The sequence below is a fragment of the Shewanella aestuarii genome (assembly GCF_011765625.1).
Taxonomy (GTDB): domain Bacteria; phylum Pseudomonadota; class Gammaproteobacteria; order Enterobacterales; family Shewanellaceae; genus Shewanella; species Shewanella aestuarii_A.
This window is the reverse complement of sequence record NZ_CP050313.1, coordinates 507,279-527,194: the sequence shown is the minus strand read 5'-3', so window position 1 is coordinate 527,194 and position 19,916 is coordinate 507,279. Positions and strand designations below refer to the sequence as shown.

Here is a 19,916-nt window from a genome sequence, read left to right as displayed (position 1 = left end):
AACTATTTCAGTAATGAATTACTGTATAATCTGTGTGGCAAACCATATTTCATCTAGGGATTAGTCGTAATGAAAGCTTCACTCCAACTAAAAATGGGTCAACATCTAACGATGACCCCACAGCTGCAACAAGCGATTAGGTTGTTGCAGTTATCTTCATTGGAGCTTCAGCAAGAAATTCAACAGGCATTAGATTCAAATCCCCTACTAGAAATGGAAGATGAGTTTTCACCATTAAACACTGAAAAGTCAAAAGATCAATCTGACACCGACTTCAATGAAGTCTCGGTATCTGCGGTTGAAAGAGATACCTCAAACGTCGATACAGCAGAATCACTAACCAAAGAACAACTACCAGATGAACTCCCAATGGACACCTCTTGGGATGAAGTCTATACCGCATCGCCAATGTCTGGTTCAGGTTCTGGTAACCTGCCAAGTGATGATATGCCATTTCAAGGTGAAACCTCTGAAGGCTTATATGAACATCTAGAATGGCAAAAAAACCTAACCCCATTTTCCGAAACCGACTTAGCCATTGCCACAGCCATTATTGATGCCATTGATGACACAGGCTACTTAACCCAAAGCACTGAAGATATTTTAGAGGCGATGGGCGATGAAAATATTGAGCTTGACGAAGTTGAAGCCGTATTAAAGCGCATTCAGCATTTTGACCCAATAGGCGTGGCATCACGAGACTTGCGTGAGTGTCTATTAATTCAACTAATGCAATATGCCCCTGACACGCCGCACATTGAAAACGCAAAACTGTTGATCAAAGACTATTTAGATTTGATCGCTGGTCGAGATTTTCGCACCTTAATGCGAAAAACCAAGCTCAAAGAAGATGATTTACGCGAAGCTATAGAGCTAATCCAATCACTGAATCCGCGTCCAGGGGCAATGATCTCCCCCCCTGATGACGATTATGTTATTCCAGATGTATCAGTGACCAAAAAGAATGGCCGCTGGGTAGTTGAATTAAACCCAGATAACATGCCAAAAATTAGTATTAATCAGCACTATGCTTCAATGGCTCGCAGTACCAAAAACCAAGCAGATAGCCAATTTATTCGTGGCCATTTACAAGAAGCCAAGTGGTTTATCAAAAGCTTAGAAAGTCGCAACGACACCTTACTTAAAGTCGCCAATTGCATTGTGCAATTTCAACAAGGTTTCTTTGAATATGGTGAAGAAGCCATGAAACCTATGGTGTTAAATGATATTGCTGAAGCCGTTGAAATGCATGAATCTACCATTTCACGGGTTACCACCCAAAAATACATGCACACCCCACGGGGTTTATTTGAACTGAAATATTTTTTCTCTAGCCACGTTAGCACTGACGATGGCGGAGAATGCTCTTCAACAGCAATCCGCGCATTTATTAAAAAGCTGGTTGCGGCTGAAAACCAGAAAAAGCCATTAAGCGATAGTAAAATGGCCGAACTGCTGGCCGAGCAAGGGATTAATGTTGCGCGTCGTACTATCGCGAAATATCGTGAAGCGATGATGATCCCGCCCTCAAACCAACGTAAGAGTTTATAACCTACTAAGCGATTGGAGGAACTATATGCAAATCAATTTATCAGGACATCATGTAGAAATTACCGAGTCACTTCGAGAATATGTCGCGACAAAATTCACAAAGCTTGAACGACATTTCGATCAGATCAATAATGTCAACGTGGTACTGAACGTTGAAAAACAATCACAAAAAGCAGAAGCTAAAGTGAGTTTAAACGGCGCTGAAGTATTTGCCATGTCAGAAAACAGTGACATGTACGCAGCCATAGACGCCCTGATCGATAAACTCGATCGTCAGGTTATTAAACACAAAGAGAAATTGACTAAGCATTAACGATGGAACTTAGTACCATCCTGCAGCCGGAATGCACTACCTGTGCCACACCGGGCAGTAAGAAAAAGGTACTGGAATTAATCAGCGACTTAGTCGCTGCCCAGTACCCGACCCTTTCCTCACAAGAAATTTTCGAAAGCTTAGTGGCTCGCGAAAAAATGGGCAGCACAGGTATAGGCAATGGTATTGCGATCCCGCATGGTCGCTTGACAACTATTGATCACCCAATAGGCGTTTTTATCAAATGCGAAGAGCCTATTGCTTTTGATGCCATCGACAAACAACCGGTTGACTTACTGTTTGCACTGTTAGTTCCTGCCGATCAATGTCAGCAGCACCTCAGTACATTATCTTCAATGGCAGAAAGGTTATCAGACAAACTCACACTCAAGCAGTTGCGTAAAACTAACGATTCAAGCGAACTTTATCAGGTTATTACCACATGAAATTAGTCATAGTATCAGGACGTTCTGGCTCAGGAAAATCCGTTGCACTTAGGGTGCTGGAGGACCTTGGTTATTATTGTGTTGATAATTTACCTGTGGCAATGATTGGCACCTTGCTTGAACAATTAAAAGCCAGCAGTGATTTAGTCGCCATCAGTGTTGATGTCAGAAACATTGCAGAACAAGGTAAAGTACTACAAGCGCAACTGGCACTACTTGGTAATGATATTGAAGTCACTAGCTTTTTTCTGAACTCATCAGATAAAGTGCTACTTAAACGCTACAGCGAAACCCGTCGGTTACACCCTCTCTCTAAAAATCAAATTTCACTTCAAGATGCGATAAAGCTAGAAGGCAAACTGTTAGAGCCGATAGCGAGTGTTGTTGATCATTACATTGATACCTCTGCGCTCAATATTTACGATCTTAGCGACCAAGTTCGTGAAATTTTAATGGGTAGTGTTGATAAAGACTTAGTGATCAACATTGAATCATTTGGCTTTAAACATGGCATGCCAACAGAAGCAGACTTTATGTTTGATGTGCGCTTTTTACCAAACCCACATTGGGAAGTTGAATTAAGACCTTTTACAGGCCTTGAGCAACCTGTACAAGACTTTTTAGGTAAGCAGCCACTGGTTAATAAATTCATTATGCAAATTGAAAATTTGTTTGAAACATGGATGCCACACCTAGAGCGTAATAATCGTAGCTATTTAACCATCGCAATTGGTTGTACTGGTGGACAACATCGCTCAGTTTATATTGCGGATCAACTCAGTAAACGATTTGCATCCAGCACCAAGCATGTTGTTCACGCAAGGCACCGCGAGCTTGATAACAAACACAAATAACCTAAAGTTTAAAACCTCTGTTGATGGAACACTCACAATGAGCCTATTGCAACGTCAAGTCACCATCACGAATAAACTCGGTTTACACGCCAGAGCAGCGACCAAGCTCGCAATATTGGCTACCGAATTTGATGCTAATGTCACACTAATCCAAGGCAGTAAACAAGCAAACGCCGCCAGTGTGCTAGGCTTGTTGATGTTAGAAAGCGGTATTGGTAAAACAATAGACATCACCGCTGAAGGACCAGATGCACAAGCAGCATTAGACGCCATATGTAATTTAATCAATGCCAAGTTTGACGAGTGCTGTTAAAGCCTTGCTTTGATAGGCTTGATATAACATCAAATTATTTAAACAGCATTTTATTGAGCTCGACAGGAGTGTTAAATGGGTATCGAAGAAGCATTAGATACTGAATTGACCGCGGCACGACTCAATCAACTTAGCCAAGCGCTTAGCAGCGGAATGTTTGTCCATGTGCGCAATATGCTCCATGACATGGCCGCCAACGATGTAGCCCATATTCTTGAATCTTCTCCCCCCAAAAGCCGACAAATATTATGGCAATTGATCGACCAACAACAAGCCGGTGATATTCTCGAGGAGCTCAATGAAGATCTAAAAGATGCACTTATCAGCGGTATGTCACCAGAAAAACTGGCCCAAGCCACTAGTGACATGGACACCGATGACCTCGCTTATATTTTAAGAAGTCTCCCCGATACCGTCTATCAACAGGTACTACAATCAATGAGTACCCAAAATAGGCTCAGAGTAGAACAAGCACTTAGCTACCCAGAAGATACAGCTGGCAGTTTGATGAACACCGACACCCTAACTCTTAGACCGGATGTCAGTATCGATGTCGTGCTGCGCTACCTGCGCCAAAGAGGCAATATTCCAGATACCACTGATACCCTCTACGTTGTTGACAGATCAGATTCGGTTCTTGGTGGGGTTAGGTTGGCAGATCTATTGACCTGTAATCCTAACGACAATATACGTAGCATCATGGCAGATGACTTGGAAAGTATCCCGGTCGACATGCCTGATACCGATGTCGCACAATTATTTGAACGCCATGACTGGGTATCTGCGCCGGTTGTTGATGAACACGGTAAGCTGCTAGGCAGGATCACCATTGATGATGTGGTAGATGTTATCCGAGAAAATGCCGAGCATTCTATGATGGGTATGGCAGGCATGGATGGTGACGAAGACACCTTTGGCCCCGTCCTCAAAAGTACTTTACGTCGCTCAATGTGGTTAACCATTAATTTATTTGCCGCCCTGCTGGCTGCTTCTGTGAGTAACATGTTTGAAGGAACATTAGAACAGTTTGCTACCATTGCCATTTTAATGACGATAGTACCCAGTATGGGTGGTGTGGCAGGTAACCAAACCTTGGCGCTGGTGATCCGCGGGATTGCCGTTGGTCACATAGGCCAGTCAAACTCACGCTGGTTAATAGGCAAAGAGCTGGCCATTGGCTTTTTAAACGGCCTAATATGGTCAATATTGGTCTTTATAGCCATCTGGTTATGGAAAGACGATCTCGCCTTAGGTGGATTGATTGGTGGCGCGATGCTTATCAATATGACCATCGCTGGTTTTGCCGGAGCAGCCATTCCGCTCGTACTTAAAAAGTTTAATATTGATCCCGCATTAGCCGGTGGCATGGTATTAACAACCGTCACTGACGTTATCGGTTTGTTTGCCTTTTTAGGATTAGCCACATTGTTTTTAATGTCTTAACCTTATCCAGTCTTAACACCACTACTTGACCTCAACTTATCTGCCAGCAGATTGCCAAGCTGTTATTTAATTTCAGCTTGGTAACTTTTACCCATTTATCACTCTTATTTACGCCAAGTTAGTGCAATTGCACCAAAACGATCCAGCTATAGAGTTTGCAATAATTAGCTAAAACCACAAGTTGCTGAAATTTAACAACAAAAATTATTTTAAAACTTGGCACAGACTTTCCATATAGATAAGTACCCATAAAGGAGTAGTTCATTACGTGAACACTGCTCATGTTGTAGGAGATAAGGTTATGAAAAACAATTCAATCGTTAAAGTTTTACCGGGCAGCATACTTAAAAATGTCACTCGTACCTGTCTATTAAGCACAAGCTTCATTCAACAGCAATATGCTTTTTTTGCTCACCTAGGAGTGAGCCAATGGGAAGTCGAAAAGCACTAAACTTAACCTCTTGTACCTATAGTTTGCAAATGTACTTCTGGTTGCAGAACTTAACGTGTAAAAAATGGATATAGATTATGAATTACTATCGAAATAGCCGTTATTCAGATGCACTAATTAACGAAGTCGTTAATCAAGTTAAGTGCCATAATCGCCTACTTTCTGAGGTGGCTAAAGATTACGGCATTGCCTCAAAAACCGTTTACAACTGGGTTAAGTCAACCGACAACACAAAGCTCAATAAAAAGCATCAAATCGTGGGTCAAATTGCATCACTACAACAACAAATAAAAAGTTTACATCAGCAATTACAATCAATTGCTTAAAATCAGTTTCGGCAAGGGTGTTAGGATATAGACAATTGTCCCCCAGCAATTTTATATATCAATGCAAACAACAATCACAAACAATAATATGGCGCTAGAGCCAACATAGTGAGTTTTCTAACATCCTTGCCATTTTCATTAAAGGCAATAGATAAAAAAGTTTACATCAGCAATTACAATCAATTACTTAAAATCGGTTTCGGCAAGGGTGTTAGGATATAGACAATTGTCCCCCAGCAATTTTATATATCAATGCAAACAACGATCACAAACAATAATATGGCGCTAGAGCCAAAATAGTGAGTTTTCTAACACCCTTGCCATTTTCATTCCCAAAAGCTTAGCCTCAAGACTCAGCTTGTAATCACTTAATAATTAAACCTATCGATTTGTGCTTCCATTTTTTTTGATACTTCAATGAGTTTTGCCGTGGTAGTTTGTAATTCTTCCGCGTCATCACTCAATGAATGTGCACCTTGGCTAAGTGTGCGCATATCATTAGCGACTGTTGAAGTGACGTTAGATTGCTCTTCACACGCACTAGCAATCATGGTGATCATATCGTTAATGCTATTCATTTCATCAGTAATTTTCATCAATGACTCACCCGTTTTATAGGTGGTTTCAATCGTGACGGCTACCAAGTCTTTACTGGTTAAGGTTGCTTGATATGATGCATCAGCCTGTTTTTGCAAATGACTAATAATAGATTGAATTTCCGAGGTGGAATCATGAGTTTTACTTGCTAGTGCCCGCACTTCATCTGCGACTACAGCAAACCCTCTCCCAGACTCTCCAGCGCGAGCGGCTTCAATGGCGGCGTTAAGTGCCAACAAATTTGTTTGTTCAGCAATACCACTGATCACATCCAACACCTTGCCTATATTATCACTCGCAGCTTTCAAACTTGTCACTTCAGTGGCGGTACGATCTAAGTTATCTACTAGTGCTTGAACCTGTTCTACATTGGCCTGAATATCTTTACCGCTCGCAACTGATAATCGATAAGCTTGCTGAGTTTTAGCTGAGGTTGATTCCGAATTACTGGCGATTTCTTTAGTGGCCAAATCGAGTTGGTGTAAATTAGAAAGCGAAACGGCGGTTAAATCACTTTGTTTCGCATTGCCTTGAATTGCTTTTTGATTGACCGATTTGACTTGAATAGAAACCTGTTTGAGCTGATGTTCAGCACCAGCAATATCTTTAATAATCAATTGTATAGTTTCGATAAAACTATTGAAATTTATCGCTAACTGACCAATTTCATCATTACGCTCGACTGGAATACGTGCCGTTAGATCACCGCCACCACCGGCGATATTAGCTAAAACCTTATTTACATCTAACAGCGGCAACACCATCACTTTACGCAGAACAATAACCAATAAAATCACTAACGTGATTAAATTAATTAATGAAGAAATAAATGCTTCTAATAAAATGGCATTAAGTGCATCACGCATTTGTTGTTTACTAAACTGTACAGTCACCTCACCAATAACACTTCCCTCCCATTGAAGGGATAACTGTATTTGTTCATCTTGAGATTTGTCTGTTGAAATATTTGCCATTAAGCGATTTCGCTGATCTTGCACTGAGATTTTTGCAATAAGCGGCTGCTTTGAAAACGCCATAATAATGGAATTGATACTGTCTTTATCATAGACAAATACAGGCTCTTTTAAGATAACTTCAAGTTGACTTTTAATAACTGATTTTTGAATATCATATTGGTCATAAAGTCTTTGGCTATTCACTAAATATGAGCCTACAGCAACAGCGACACCGACTATTAATACGATGATAATGACTAAAGATGTAATTTTACCAGTAATTGTTTTCATTATTTTGTTCCAGCAATAGGGTCAAACCAAACTTGACTAGGGATAGCGTTTACACGATCAGAAACATAAGGATTAGTAAGATCAATCACTACCCGTTTATTCAAATGACCTAATTTCAATGCTTTTTTTACATCGGCATCGGCATTGAATAACTTTTGGTAAGTGCCATCTTCAAACATGGCAAACAAAATAGTATTTAAGTGATCAGCTAATGCTAAATTGCCCTGTTTCACAAAAAAGAAAAATGGCATTTTGTAGCGCAGCATAATATGCGGCTCAACTTGCAGCTGGTACTGAGCTTCTCTCTCAACCTCAACCCAAGGCTCAAAAATAGCCCTAGGAAAATAGTCACATCTATCGGCCTCAACCATCGGGAAAATATTCGGATAACCTAAGCTTTTAGCCACTTTAATTCCATTAGCTTCAAGCACGTGAGTATCTGCCCACATTTTACCTTGGCAGGCCGTAAACCGTTGTAAATCAGCAAGGTTTTTAACATTACTAAATAACGACGTATTATTATCTCTTACAATCCCTAATCGCATCCCTAACGTCCCGCGATAGAGTGGAAAATAAACCGCTAGTAATTGTGATTCATATTCTGTTGATGTCGCGGTCCATAATAGATCCAATGTTCCCGCATTAAGGTCATTTACTGTTTTACTAAAACTGGTATCCCCCTTGAACCATAGGCAAAAGTGATAGAGTCATAAACATCACTGCGTTTAACGACTTCTTCAAGCAGAGTTACCGGTAAAGTGGTTCCTCCTTCAACGCCTGGAATAAGCAGTGGTTTTGCAATCACATTTATATGAATCAAAAACAGCATACATATAAGAGCAATCTTGACAGACTGCTTAATTGAAAACTCAGATATTAAGTGCACAAACACTCCTTTAAGGATTATTAATTCTTATTTTTAAACATGCACGACAAACACTATAGGTAGAAATAACAGAGCATTAACAAACTGTTAATGTCACACAGGTCGTCTACTGTCAAAATGAATACGTTTGCACATATATATGAGTGACTTAACCAATAGTTATAAATATGAGTTAACAACTGATTTGGTGGAGCTTTAGCAAGATAGATCAACAATGTGCGCTAGGTTAGCTCATAGCAGCTTTTGTAATAAATACGACAGAAAATTTATCATCATTCATACCTAAATATGAATATAGCGCTACACTTATAACAATAACCCTGCCAATCAGGTACCTATGAAGCTATTTTATGTCGCATTGATGATACTGCTCGTCGGTTGCCAACCAGCTAACGAAACTAAAAATGTTGAACATATTGTCAGTGATGACACTAGCAACACTTTTACCATTGCGGTATCAAATACCCCATTATCTAGCCCCATTTTTGTCGCGCATCATCTCGGATTATTTAAACAACACAAGGTTAATGTAATACTTCAAAGAGAAAACGGTGGCGTGAAGTGCTTTGATGAATTGGCCGCAGGTAATGTAGATTTTGCTACATCGTCTGAAACCGTCGCTGCGTTTAATAGTTTTTATCGCAATGACTTTGCCATTATGACTAGCTTTGTGGAATCGGATAACGATGTAAAACTGCTAACCTTATCGCCTCAAAAATACCAAAATCTGGCCAACATTGAAGGCGCAAAAGTGGGAGTCGTGAAAGGAAGCGCCAGTGAGTTTTTCTTTGATAGTGTACTCATGCTGCATCACATGCAACATATCAATGTAGAAAGAGTTTACTTAAGCTCTACCGAATTAATCCCCGCACTACTTGCCAATCAAGTTGATATAGTTTCGGCATGGGAGCCTTCAGGCTATGAGTTATATAAAGAAATCGGTCTGCACAACCAGATAATGAGAACCAAGGGTTTATACAATCTCTCGTTTAATTTAATCCGTTTAAAAACCAATCCTATTGACGAAAAGAGTATGCAAAACATCCTCAACGCGTTGAATGAAGCGATTGATTACATGCATCAAAATCCGCAAAAAACTCAACAAATAATGAGTAAAATATTAGAGATAGATAGGGCCCAATTAAGCTATCTTTGGCCAGATTACACCTTCAGACTGTCATTAAGTAATGCCTTAGTATCAAATATACAATCACAGTTACAATGGGCAATTGACAGAAATTTAGCCCCCCAAGATAATCGAATCGATATAAGAATGATTATTGATAGAAGGTTGTTTGAATCTGCCATCAAGCAACATCAAGGGGAACATTAATGAGGTTTGCCGCGCGCCTAAATCTGACAGCGTTTTTATGCACCCTTTTGACGCTTGCTGTAGGCGCTACATTATTTCAAGCCCATCTATATCAACAAAAAATCTATTCTCAACTGAATCACTCAATGCGAATTCAGTTAAGCATCGACAGTTTGCGCAGTCAATTATGGCTATATGAAGAATATAGCGACCAAATGAGTTTAAATGAACTCAATACCCGTCAAGCTAATTTAGCCTTTGAGCTAACACGAAAAATGCAGTGGAATAGCCAACAACAAAGAGTGCTTGATAATCTTAATCGACTTAATACTAACATTAGGGTGTTATTTAATACTCAATTATCTAAATCTTCACAGATTCAAACCGAGCAAGAACGAATCAATTCAGAGCGACTGTTGAAAGCAAAATACAGCATGAATATTGAAAGAATGACTGAAGACATGACTAACCTTCACCAACTTACCATTGCACAAGCTAAACAAACGCAACAAACCTTACTTATCGTAGTCTCTGTCGTGGTATTTTTACTGTCGCTAACCGTAACATTATGGTCATCCATGACTTTATTCCGCTTTAGACAAGGTATGAAAACACTCATTATTGGGATGAAAAATTTAGCCGAGGGTCATTTACATAGCCGTATTAAGTATCAAAATACCGATGAGTTTTCAGAAATGGCACAACACTTTAATCAAATGACGTCATCACTTGAAAGCACCACCATTAAAAAAGAAGCCCTAAAAGAAGAAGTTGCCAGACAAACCCAGAAATTGACAGAGCAACAAGTTAAACTCACTTATTTAGCGGAACATGACGAGCTAACAGCTATCTACAATCGCCGTGCATTTATTAAACAAATTGATCTTGCCATCACCAGAGACGCACGCTCCCAACAACAAGCCGCATTGCTATTTATCGACCTTGATCGCTTTAAAATTATTAACGACACCTTAGGTCATCAAACCGGTGATGAAGTACTTACCCAAATAGCCAAACGATTAATCATGAGCCTTAGAAGTAGTGATTTTGTCGGGCGTTTTGGCGGTGATGAGTTTGTTGTGTGGTTAGATTTTATCGAAAGCCGTACAGATATTATCGCTAAAACCCAACAAATTTTAGATGTGATAAAACTGCCAATGAAAATGGGCAACGATACCATCAATGTTGGCGCGAGTATTGGTATTAGTCAATTTCCAGCCCATGGAAAAAATAGCCTCACCTTAATCACTGCAGCTGATACCGCCATGTATATTGCAAAGCACGACCCACGCAGAGAATACTGTTTATTTGAAGATATTGACCAAGCTGGCTATGATTAACTATTGTTTAACATAGATTTTGAGATTCCAATCATAAGCATAAATTTGCCCTTGCCACTGATATAAGACCTTGCCATCTTGCTGAATCACCCTCGCATTATCCGGTAACGTTTTTAAGCCAGAATCGTACTGAACTGAAGTGGTTGTTTGCTCTGGTGGAGCTTTACTTACAGGATCAGTCCTAACGGGTTGATAAGAATAAGCATCATTTTGATATCGGTTATAACGATAAGGGTAACGCCAGTCATTCCCCCATCGATAACCGCTACTCCAACCAATGCCAAAACTGGGGCCCCAATAATTATTCCAACCGGCTCCCCAGCGCCAAGGATCACGATAACCACGATAGTGAGGGCGAATGGGATGATGAGGCCTATGATGATATTTGGATAACTGATGATTCACAGATGATTTTGGCTGGTTTAAATGCTCATAAGCTAACGGGCCTTGCGCCAGTGCAGACAAAGAAAAACCGCTCAATGGTAGCGCAACGATCGCCATTAACACCGCAGTTTGCTGGATCTTTAACATGATATTCTCGCCTAAAATACCAAACCATTAAAAGATAATATACCTAAACTGACTGAGTTAAAATCAAATGGCTTAACCCCAAATTATAAAAATGCTATAGTGCGCGCCACATAGGATTAGCAATACAGGCGGTAGGTATGAGTTTCAAGGATTTACGCAGCTTCATCACACATCTTGAAGCCAATGGTGAACTAAAGCGTATTAGTCATCCCGTCGATCCCCATTTAGAGATGACCGAGATCGCTGACCGAGTATTACGCTCAGGCGGCCCGGCATTATTATTCGAAAATCCCACTAATCACACCATGCCAGTGTTAGCCAATCTATTTGGCACCCCTAAACGCGTTGCCATGGCGCTGGGCAAAGAAGACCCGTTAACACTGCGTGACGTGGGCGAACTGCTAGCCTTTTTAAAAGAACCGGAACCACCGCGCGGCTTTAAAGATGCCATTGCTAAAATCCCCATGTTTAAACAAGCTTTAAACATGCCACCCAAAACAGTTCGTAATCCACCTTGCCAAGAAGTCGTTAAAACTGGAGAAGAGGTTGATTTAACCGCCTTACCTATTCAGCACTGCTGGCCGGGCGATGTTGCGCCACTAGTCACTTGGGGATTAACCATCACCAAGGGACCACGTCAAAAACGTCAAAACCTCGGCATTTATCGCCAGCAATTATTAGCTAAAAACAAACTCATTATGCGCTGGCTCGATCACCGTGGCGGGGCATTAGACTTTAAAGATTTTAAAGAAAAACATCCCGGTGAGCGCTACCCAGTAGTTGTCGCTTTAGGCAGTGATCCGGTCACTATTTTAGGTGCTGTTACTCCAGTTCCTGATGCGATGAGCGAATATGCCTTCGCAGGGTTATTGCGTGGTGAACGCACCGAAGTCTGCAAAGCAATAAGCTGCGATTTGGAAGTCCCCGCCACCAGCGAAATCATTTTAGAAGGCTATATTGAACCCGAAGAAATGGCTGAAGAAGGCCCATATGGTGATCACACAGGCTATTATAACGAAACAGACTCATTCCCTGTGTTCACCGTCACCCATATTACCCATCGTAAAGATGCCATTTATCACAGCACCTATACCGGCCGTCCACCTGATGAACCGGCAATGCTAGGTGTGGCATTAAATGAAGTCTTTGTGCCTATTTTACGTAAACAATACCCTGAAATTATCGACTTCTATTTACCGCCTGAAGGCTGTTCATATCGCATGGCGATTATTTCAATTCGTAAGCAATACCCTGGTCATGCCAAACGGGTGATGATGGGGGCATGGTCTTTCTTACGCCAATTCATGTATACCAAATTTATTGTGGTGGTTGATGACGATGTTAATTGCCGCGACTGGCAAGATGTTATTTGGGCGATTACCACGCGCATGGATCCCACACGCGATACCGTAATGATAGATAACACACCAATTGATTACCTAGATTTTGCCTCCCCTGTAGCGGGCCTTGGCTCAAAAATGGGCTTAGATGCCACGAACAAGTGGCAAGGTGAAACAAATCGCGAATGGGGTACGCCTATTGTAATGGATGAGTCGGTTAAACAAAGAGTTGATCAGATATGGAGTGATTTAGGTATAGATGAGCAACCAACACTCTAGGTGGAATAACCATAAGGCCCAATAAAAGTCTTAACAATATATACCCTATAACCGCTATAATTTAGCAAATGATAAAACACCTTCAAAGAAAGGGCCCAAAGGACGTTAGATGAAAACCATTCGTTGTCAGATAGAAAAAGTTACTCCGTTTAATGATGCTGTTTATCAAGTCATCTTAAAACCTGAAGCCACATTTGATTTTAAAGCAGGCCAATATTTATCTGTGGTGATGGGCGAAAAAGACAAACGTCCTTTTTCAATTGCCTCAGCCCCAAATGCTGACAAAATTGAGCTTCACATTGGTGCTGCGGTTAGCGAAAGCTATCCAATGCAAGTGGTTGAGCGCTTACAAACCGCCACTCATATTGATATTGAAGCACCGGCAGGGGAAGCATTTTTACGCAGCGATAGCCAACGCCCACGTATTTTGATCGCTGGCGGCACAGGTTTTTCTTACATCAAAAGTATTGTCGAAGATCAGATTGCTACTCAACAAAAGGTTAAAACTCAACTGTATTGGGGATGTCGAACTGAAGAAGCAATGTATTATCAATCTATTGCCCGTCAATGGCACAACGAGCATGATTGGTTAGAGTTTATTCCCGTTGTTGAACTGGCAGGCCCAGATTGGAAGGGTAAGCAAGCCAACCTCATTGAGCAAATCAAACATGATTTTATCAGCTTAAATGGCTACGATATTTATATCGCCGGTCGTTTTGATATGGTTGGCGCCGCACGCGAAGCATTCCGTGAAATCGGTTTTGAAGAAGCGCATTTATATGGCGACGCCTTTGCCTTTATAAAATAGAACATAAAATAAAACTATAAATCAATAATTTAAAAAAATACCTAACCGAAATGTTAGGTGTTTTTTTATCAATATCAACAAGCAATTCCCCATCACACCCTCTCACCTCAATATGTAACCATTTGTATCGCCGCGGGTATATTTAGTGAACTAGATCATGTTTTCCACTAAAATTAGCAAAACCGAATTCGTTAACCAATCAGTAACATTCCAATAAATCTATACTGAAAGTTGTACTACCTGCAACTTTAGTTTCAAAACGATAATTAACAATAATAAATGGATTTACCACATGCGAAATAAGCCAGTCACTAACAAAGAAGTTAAATTAGCCCCTGACGACGAACTGGTCTCAATTACCGATACTCGCGGCATTATTACCTATGCAAACCCATGCTTTATCCGTATTTCAGGGTATAGCGAACAAGAACTCGTTAGTCATAACCATAACCTTGTCCGCCACCCAGATATGCCCGCAGCGGCCTTTCAAGACTTATGGGATAGATTAAAAGCCGGTGACTCATGGCGCGGCATAGTTAAAAACCGTTGTAAAGATGGCAGTTATTATTGGGTTGATGCTTTTGTTTCACCCTTATATGAAAATGGAAAAATAACCGGTTATCAATCTGTTCGTATTAAAGCAAAACCTGAATATATTCAAAATGCAACCCGCCTTTATGCAAGCATTCTTCAAGGTAAAAAAATTTCCAATCCACTGAGTTTTAGTCAAAAGCAGCTTATTGGCGCTTTATTGGTTATGGCTGGCGCAATAACCTTAGGAATTAGCACAAGTGTCTTTGCCTCATTTGCCTTTATCTTATTTGCCGTTGTGTTAGCTGGGTTGTTTAAAGAAGAGCTATTTAGTATTCCTGCCAAAATTACTCAATATAAAAATGACTATGATTCGGTTAGCCGTTTAGTTTTTTGTGGTAACAGCAATAGCTCTGTGTTGGATTTTCAACTCAAAATGAACCAAGCCAAAATGCAAGGGGTACTTGGCCGAGCTCAAGATCAAGGCAATCACCTTGATCGCATTGCCAATGAACTCGTAGCAACCGCAAAACAAGCCAATCAAAGTATTGAGCAACAAACAGATCAAATTAATCAAATTGCCACTGCGATCGAAGAAATGAACATGACCGCTGCTGAAATGGCGCAACATGCCGTATCAACCTCAACAAGCGTTGAACAAGTTCAGCTAGTATGTGTTGATAATCTTGGGGCCATGAAAACGAACCGAGACAATATCGAAAACCTCACTCGTTCTGTCACCGAAGCGGCTGAAAATGCACACCTTCTTAATAAAGAAGCAGAAAATGTGGCTAATGCCATGTTAGAAATTAACGGCATCGCAGAGCAAACCAACTTGTTAGCATTAAATGCCGCCATTGAAGCCGCCCGCGCCGGCGAGCAAGGTCGCGGCTTTGCCGTAGTGGCCGACGAGGTACGGGCTCTTTCGACTCGCACCCAGTTATCCACCGATCTTATTTCAAAAAGCGTGCAATCAATGCACACCATGCTCAACAAATGGTCGCAACAAATGCAAAGCAGTAAACAACAAGCGGCCAATTGTGTCGATGAAATCAGTCATGTTGCCGAGCAATTTGAACAAGCGTACCAGCAAGTCACCGGTATTAATCAATTTACCCAGCAAAGTGCGGTTGCCGCTGAACAACAAAAAGCGGTTACCAATGAAATGACCCACAATATTCACCAAATCAGCGAACTCAGTCAAAGTAATGTTGATAACCTAATTGTGATAGGATCAGCAGCGCAGAATATTCAGCAAAATGCTGAAAAAGCCAAAGGGCTTAGAAACACATTTGGATAATTTTTAAGGTTAATCATGCAGCTCAGTCAACTAACACAACCGATTTACGATCATCTGTACCGCGATATTTTTGAATTTAGAACCACCTTCGATTTACCTGTTGAAGATGAATCTAGCATAGATGCAAAAGCCGATACCTTGCACACCTCACTTATCATTGAAGAGCTGACTGAACTTGCCGAAGCAGATTGCCGTGTTGAACAAGCCGATGCCATTGTTGATTCGGTATATGTATTAATGGGGCGCTTAGTGCACTTAGGCGCCGCCAAAGTCGCCGACAGACTAGAAATTAGCTATTTGATTGACTTATTACTCAACGTAGCGAAAAACCGCGAAATCGACTTTATTCGCTGTTGGGATGAAGTCCATTCAAGCAACATGAGCAAAGTGTGCCGCAATCAGCAAGAATTAGACGAAACTATTGCACATTACGCTAAGCAAGGTGTTGAAATTGTTGGCAGTAGCAAAGGTGAGTTTATCATTGCTAAATGTGCCAAAGATGTCGAAATGGCCGGTAAAGTGGTTCGCCAAGGCAAAGTGTTAAAGTCGGTTTATTACCGCCCGGCTGATTTAACTTCGTTAGTTAAGGATTAAGGATTAAGGATTAAGGATTAAGGATTAAGGATTAAGGATTAAGGATTAAGGATTAAGCCTTAAACCATTGGTCAGCTAAAAACACACTTAATCATTGTGACCAAATACCACGTAACATGCGCTTACTTATTAAGCGCATGTGTGTATTTAATGTGTGAAATATAATAGCGTTTCCATCTTGATTATTAAAATAAAACAACTGCAAAAAAACTATAACGATATTTGCTATACCTATGTTTTTATTTAATATTCCGATGAGATAACTCGCCACCCCAAAAGCAAATATGCATCTAAAAACTCTACATATAGTAATCAGCACTTAAGGCGACAAACAACGCAAAACCTGCCCAATTATTATTTAAAAATGCTTTAAAGCATGGCGCACGTTCACGGCCATAGATTAGCCATTGTTGATAACTGCTAAAGGCTACAAATGTAACTAAGCCTAACGCGTAAAATAAACCTCGCTCGGCTGACCAACCTGCCATCATAAAACAGCCTAAAGCGGCTAATTGAAACAAGCCTATCCATTGACGATCATACTGACCGAACAAAATTGCCGTAGATTTAATACCAACCTTTAAGTCATCATCGCGGTCAACCATGGCATACATGGTGTCGTAAGCAACAGTCCAGCACCAATTTGCCGCAAATAACCACCAAGCCTCAACGGGTACATAACCAAGTTGAGCGGCGTATGCCATTGGAATAGACCAACTCCACACTATCCCTAAAAACATTTGTGGCATATTGGTTACCCGCTTCATAAACGGGTACAAAATGGTCAATATAATGCCCACAACCGATAATTTCACCACTAGGGTATTTAAAAAAAGCACTAAACTAAACGCGACTAACCCTAAAATAACAAATAAACTCAGTGCTTCTTTAACGCTCACCTCACCTGATACTAAAGGTCGCATTTGAGTGCGCTCAACATGGGCATCTAATTTACGGTCGGCATAATCGTTGATAATGCAGCCACAAGCGCGCATCACCACCACACCACAAACAAAAATAATCAGCACCTTAATATCAGGCATACCTTGTGCCGCTAGAATGAGCGCCATTAAACATGGCCATAGCAACAACAACGTACCAATCGGTCTATCTATTCGCATTAAACGCGCGTAAGCATTTAGTTTTTGCTTCACGGACAACTCCATTTATTGTGACTTAACAGGCTTCCAGTTTTGCTAAACTCACCAGCAGCCATTTACTGCCAAAGTCGCTGAAATTCACCTGAATGCGAGCCTTTTCACCCGTACCTTCAAAGTTTGTCACCACACCTTCATTAAACTTAAAATGCTTAACCCGTTGGCCAACACTAAAACCTGTACTGTTAGGCGCACTATCTTTAAAGCCTGAAGTGGAACCGCGGGCAGGATAGCGTTGACTAATTGAGGGGGAAACTTGTGCCCGCAAACGAATTTGCTCGACGTATTTCTCAGGAATTTCATTAATAAAACGCGACGGACTAGCGTAATCTTCTCGGCCATAAATACGGCGTGATTCAGCATAACTGATATACAGTTTTTGCATTGCGCGGGTCATGCCAACATAACAAAGACGACGTTCTTCATCTAAGCGATCGCCTTCATCTAAGGCCATTTTGCTTGGGAATAACCCTTCTTCTACTCCAGCCATAAACACCATTGGAAACTCAAGTCCTTTGGCTGAATGCAACGTCATCAATTGCACCGCATCGGTAAAGGCATCGGCTTGGCCTTCGCCCGCTTCTAATGCTGCATGAGATAAAAAGGCGTTTAGCTCGCCCATATCTTCAAGCTCTTCGGGCATTTCAAAACTACGCGCAGCAGTCACTAACTCGTTTAAGTTTTCAATACGTGCTTGGGCTTTCTCGCCTTTTTCGGCTTCGTACATGGAGCGCAGACCAGAGGTATTTATCACGCTATCAGTCATACGATATAGCAGCATATCTGCGGTATCGGTACGCATATTGATGATTAAATCCATAAAACCGCGCACAGCATTAGCTGCACGGCCAGCAAGTACTTTTTCATCTAATAAACGTAAACTAGCTTGCCATAGGGTTAATTGATGCTGTCTGGCTGTCGAGCGGATAATTTCTAAGGTGCGATCGCCAATGCCACGGGTAGGCGTATTCACCACTCGCTCAAAGGCGGCATCGTCATCTTTATTGTTGATAAGACGCATATATCCCATGGCATCTTTAATTTCTTGGCGTTCGAAGAAGCGTAATCCACCATAAATTCGATAGGCGATACCCCGATGCAATAAGGCTTCTTCTAATACCCGCGACTGAGCATTTGAGCGATACAAAATAGCACAATCACTAAGACTACCGCCCTTGTCGTGCCAATCATTAATTCGGCCAACAATAAACTTAGCTTCATCCATTTCATTAAAGGCGCAATAAACTGAAATCGGCTCGCCGTCTTTATCTTCAGTCCATAGCTTTTTGCCTAATCGATCAGGATTGTTGGCGATCAGTTCGTTTGAGGCATTCAAAATATTGGCTGTTGAGCGGTAGTTTTGCTCAAGGCGAATTGTTTCTGCACCAGGGAAATCTTTTAAAAAACGATGCAAGTTTTCAATTTGCGCCCCGCGCCAGCCGTAGATAGATTGGTCATCGTCACCCACAATCATCACGTTAGCGGTATTGCCTGCTAACACTCTGATCCATGCATATTGAATCGCGTTCGTATCTTGGAACTCATCCACCAAAATATGACGAAAACGCTCTTGGTAATGGGCAAGCAAATGTGGTTTATTGAGCCACAGCTCATGGGCACGTAACAGAATTTCGGCAAAATCCACCAACCCTGCGCGATCGCACGACTCTTGGTAAATTTTGTAAATGTTTAATAAATTCTGTTCAATAGGAAACCCACCAGCATCAATATGTTTTGGGCGTAAACCTTGATCTTTTTTACCATTAATATACCCCTGAGCTTGACGCGGTGGGTATTGCTTTTCATCCAAGTTAAGGCTTTTCAAAATTCGCTTTAATAGCCTTAGCTGATCATCAGAATCAATAATTTGGAAGCTTTGCGGTAAGTTAGCATCTTGAAAATGAGTGCGTAAAATACGATGGGCTAAACCGTGGAAAGTACCTATCCACATGCGCCCCATGTTGCTGCCAACCACTTTTTCAACTCGCTCGCGCATTTCAGCTGCGGCTTTGTTGGTAAAAGTAACCGCTAAGATGGAATATGGACTTTGCTGCTCAACCTGCATTAACCAAGCAATTCGGTGAGTTAGCACCCGCGTTTTTCCGCTACCGGCACCGGCGAGCACCAACATATTGGATAAAGGTGCGCCTACGGCTTCACGCTGCTTGTCATTTAGGCCGTCTAATAATGATGATACGTCCATTTTTCCTCCCAAAAATCTGCTTGGCATTATATACCTGAGTGAGGTAAAGATGCGATGATAGCCAGCCGTTTTCTGAAGCTTTGCATCTTTATGG

General features: G+C 41.2%; 20 protein-coding genes. 14 read left to right on the top strand and 6 right to left on the bottom strand.

The annotated features are described in order from the left end of the window. The first annotated feature begins 69 nt into the window (after positions 1-69). The 8 genes from HBH39_RS02485 (at position 70) to HBH39_RS02450 (ending at position 5,697) form a co-directional block, all read left to right on the top strand. Positions 70-1,551: an RNA polymerase factor sigma-54 gene (locus HBH39_RS02485; RefSeq protein ID WP_167675304.1), complete on the top strand. Its 1,482-nt coding sequence runs from the start codon at positions 70-72 to the stop codon at positions 1,549-1,551. Positions 1,552-1,576: 25 nt separating this feature from the next. Next, complete coding sequence (hpf, locus tag HBH39_RS02480; RefSeq protein ID WP_167675302.1) at positions 1,577-1,864, top strand: ribosome hibernation promoting factor; 288 nt, start codon at positions 1,577-1,579, stop codon at positions 1,862-1,864. A 2-nt stretch (positions 1,865-1,866) separates the two neighbouring features. Further along, positions 1,867-2,310 carry a PTS IIA-like nitrogen regulatory protein PtsN gene (ptsN, locus tag HBH39_RS02475; RefSeq protein ID WP_167675300.1) on the top strand — a complete coding sequence of 148 codons (444 nt, stop codon included), beginning with the start codon at positions 1,867-1,869 and terminating at the stop codon, positions 2,308-2,310. Continuing rightward, complete coding sequence (gene rapZ / locus HBH39_RS02470; RefSeq protein WP_167675298.1) at positions 2,307-3,164, top strand: RNase adapter RapZ; 858 nt, start codon at positions 2,307-2,309, stop codon at positions 3,162-3,164. The genes ptsN and rapZ overlap by 4 nt, the downstream gene beginning before the upstream one ends. Positions 3,165-3,201: 37 nt before the next feature. Beyond that, on the top strand, positions 3,202-3,477 hold the full coding sequence (locus HBH39_RS02465) for an HPr family phosphocarrier protein (protein ID WP_167675296.1): 276 nt from the start codon (positions 3,202-3,204) through the stop codon (positions 3,475-3,477). A 75-nt stretch (positions 3,478-3,552) separates the two neighbouring features. Then, positions 3,553-4,920 carry a magnesium transporter gene (mgtE, locus tag HBH39_RS02460; RefSeq protein ID WP_167675293.1) on the top strand — a complete coding sequence of 456 codons (1,368 nt, stop codon included), beginning with the start codon at positions 3,553-3,555 and terminating at the stop codon, positions 4,918-4,920. 301 nt (positions 4,921-5,221) lie between these two features. Continuing rightward, positions 5,222-5,371, top strand: a complete 150-nt coding sequence (locus tag HBH39_RS02455; protein WP_167675291.1) for a hypothetical protein — start codon at positions 5,222-5,224, stop codon at positions 5,369-5,371. Positions 5,372-5,448: 77 nt separating this feature from the next. Continuing rightward, positions 5,449-5,697 carry a transposase gene (locus tag HBH39_RS02450; protein ID WP_167675289.1) on the top strand — a complete coding sequence of 83 codons (249 nt, stop codon included), beginning with the start codon at positions 5,449-5,451 and terminating at the stop codon, positions 5,695-5,697. A gap of 368 nt (positions 5,698-6,065) precedes the next feature. On the opposite strand, the gene HBH39_RS02445 is transcribed toward HBH39_RS02450, so the two are convergent. Genes HBH39_RS02445 through HBH39_RS02435 form a run of 3 tightly spaced genes read right to left on the bottom strand, consistent with a single transcriptional unit; the run spans position 6,066 to position 8,427 of the window. Next, positions 6,066-7,541, bottom strand: coding sequence for a methyl-accepting chemotaxis protein (locus HBH39_RS02445; protein WP_167675287.1), 1,476 nt, complete (start codon positions 7,539-7,541; stop codon positions 6,066-6,068). Then, the gene (locus tag HBH39_RS02440) at positions 7,541-8,173 is read right to left on the bottom strand and encodes an amino acid ABC transporter substrate-binding protein (RefSeq protein ID WP_167679930.1); all 633 of its coding nucleotides are present in this window, start codon (positions 8,171-8,173) and stop codon (positions 7,541-7,543) included. The genes HBH39_RS02445 and HBH39_RS02440 overlap by 1 nt, the downstream gene beginning before the upstream one ends. A 20-nt stretch (positions 8,174-8,193) precedes the next feature. After that, a complete protein-coding gene (locus tag HBH39_RS02435) occupies positions 8,194-8,427 on the bottom strand; it encodes a hypothetical protein (RefSeq protein ID WP_167675285.1) in 234 nt (77 codons plus the stop codon). Positions 8,428-8,764: 337 nt separating this feature from the next. On the opposite strand from HBH39_RS02435, the gene HBH39_RS02430 reads away from it, so the two are divergent. Continuing rightward, positions 8,765-9,760, top strand: a complete 996-nt coding sequence (locus HBH39_RS02430) for an ABC transporter substrate-binding protein (protein WP_167675283.1) — start codon at positions 8,765-8,767, stop codon at positions 9,758-9,760. Continuing rightward, positions 9,760-11,079, top strand: coding sequence for a GGDEF domain-containing protein (locus HBH39_RS02425; RefSeq protein WP_167675281.1), 1,320 nt, complete (start codon positions 9,760-9,762; stop codon positions 11,077-11,079). The genes HBH39_RS02430 and HBH39_RS02425 overlap by 1 nt, the downstream gene beginning before the upstream one ends. On the opposite strand, the gene HBH39_RS02420 is transcribed toward HBH39_RS02425, so the two are convergent. After that, entirely contained in the window at positions 11,080-11,610 is a 531-nt protein-coding gene (locus tag HBH39_RS02420; protein WP_167675279.1) for a hypothetical protein, read from the bottom strand. 137 nt (positions 11,611-11,747) lie between these two features. Here HBH39_RS02420 and ubiD point away from each other — a divergent pair, with 137 nt between their 5' ends. From ubiD to HBH39_RS02400, 4 genes are all read left to right on the top strand, one after another. Beyond that, on the top strand, positions 11,748-13,229 hold the full coding sequence (ubiD, locus tag HBH39_RS02415) for a 4-hydroxy-3-polyprenylbenzoate decarboxylase (RefSeq protein WP_167675277.1): 1,482 nt from the start codon (positions 11,748-11,750) through the stop codon (positions 13,227-13,229). 109 nt (positions 13,230-13,338) lie between these two features. Next, entirely contained in the window at positions 13,339-14,037 is a 699-nt protein-coding gene (gene fre, locus HBH39_RS02410; protein ID WP_167675275.1) for an NAD(P)H-flavin reductase, read from the top strand. Positions 14,038-14,329: 292 nt separating this feature from the next. Next, entirely contained in the window at positions 14,330-15,868 is a 1,539-nt protein-coding gene (locus tag HBH39_RS02405; protein ID WP_167675273.1) for a methyl-accepting chemotaxis protein, read from the top strand. A gap of 15 nt (positions 15,869-15,883) precedes the next feature. After that, positions 15,884-16,462 carry a nucleoside triphosphate pyrophosphohydrolase family protein gene (locus HBH39_RS02400; protein WP_167675271.1) on the top strand — a complete coding sequence of 193 codons (579 nt, stop codon included), beginning with the start codon at positions 15,884-15,886 and terminating at the stop codon, positions 16,460-16,462. A gap of 299 nt (positions 16,463-16,761) precedes the next feature. On the opposite strand, the gene ubiA is transcribed toward HBH39_RS02400, so the two are convergent. Next, on the bottom strand, positions 16,762-17,628 hold the full coding sequence (gene ubiA, locus HBH39_RS02395) for a 4-hydroxybenzoate octaprenyltransferase (RefSeq protein ID WP_432280134.1): 867 nt from the start codon (positions 17,626-17,628) through the stop codon (positions 16,762-16,764). A 10-nt stretch (positions 17,629-17,638) separates the two neighbouring features. Beyond that, complete coding sequence (gene uvrD, locus HBH39_RS02390) at positions 17,639-19,822, bottom strand: DNA helicase II (protein WP_167675269.1); 2,184 nt, start codon at positions 19,820-19,822, stop codon at positions 17,639-17,641. Between the last annotated feature and the right edge of the window lie 94 nt (positions 19,823-19,916).

Excerpts from the sequence above, each read along its gene's own strand:
- hpf (WP_167675302.1), top strand. The coding sequence starts at position 1,577 with ATGCAAATCAATTTATCAGGACATCATGTAGAAATTACCGAGTCACTT.
- HBH39_RS02400 (WP_167675271.1), top strand. The coding sequence starts at position 15,884 with ATGCAGCTCAGTCAACTAACACAACCGATTTACGATCATCTGTACCGC.
- HBH39_RS02465 (WP_167675296.1), top strand. The coding sequence starts at position 3,202 with ATGAGCCTATTGCAACGTCAAGTCACCATCACGAATAAACTCGGTTTA.
- fre (WP_167675275.1), top strand. The coding sequence starts at position 13,339 with ATGAAAACCATTCGTTGTCAGATAGAAAAAGTTACTCCGTTTAATGAT.
- uvrD (WP_167675269.1), bottom strand. The coding sequence starts at position 19,822 with ATGGACGTATCATCATTATTAGACGGCCTAAATGACAAGCAGCGTGAA.
- HBH39_RS02445 (WP_167675287.1), bottom strand. The coding sequence starts at position 7,541 with ATGAAAACAATTACTGGTAAAATTACATCTTTAGTCATTATCATCGTA.
- ubiD (WP_167675277.1), top strand. The coding sequence starts at position 11,748 with ATGAGTTTCAAGGATTTACGCAGCTTCATCACACATCTTGAAGCCAAT.
- HBH39_RS02430 (WP_167675283.1), top strand. The coding sequence starts at position 8,765 with ATGAAGCTATTTTATGTCGCATTGATGATACTGCTCGTCGGTTGCCAA.
- HBH39_RS02455 (WP_167675291.1), top strand. The coding sequence starts at position 5,222 with ATGAAAAACAATTCAATCGTTAAAGTTTTACCGGGCAGCATACTTAAA.
- HBH39_RS02405 (WP_167675273.1), top strand. The coding sequence starts at position 14,330 with ATGCGAAATAAGCCAGTCACTAACAAAGAAGTTAAATTAGCCCCTGAC.
- ptsN (WP_167675300.1), top strand. The coding sequence starts at position 1,867 with ATGGAACTTAGTACCATCCTGCAGCCGGAATGCACTACCTGTGCCACA.
- rapZ (WP_167675298.1), top strand. The coding sequence starts at position 2,307 with ATGAAATTAGTCATAGTATCAGGACGTTCTGGCTCAGGAAAATCCGTT.
- HBH39_RS02485 (WP_167675304.1), top strand. The coding sequence starts at position 70 with ATGAAAGCTTCACTCCAACTAAAAATGGGTCAACATCTAACGATGACC.
- HBH39_RS02425 (WP_167675281.1), top strand. The coding sequence starts at position 9,760 with ATGAGGTTTGCCGCGCGCCTAAATCTGACAGCGTTTTTATGCACCCTT.
- HBH39_RS02420 (WP_167675279.1), bottom strand. The coding sequence starts at position 11,610 with ATGTTAAAGATCCAGCAAACTGCGGTGTTAATGGCGATCGTTGCGCTA.
- ubiA (WP_432280134.1), bottom strand. The coding sequence starts at position 17,628 with ATGGAGTTGTCCGTGAAGCAAAAACTAAATGCTTACGCGCGTTTAATG.
- mgtE (WP_167675293.1), top strand. The coding sequence starts at position 3,553 with ATGGGTATCGAAGAAGCATTAGATACTGAATTGACCGCGGCACGACTC.
- HBH39_RS02450 (WP_167675289.1), top strand. The coding sequence starts at position 5,449 with ATGAATTACTATCGAAATAGCCGTTATTCAGATGCACTAATTAACGAA.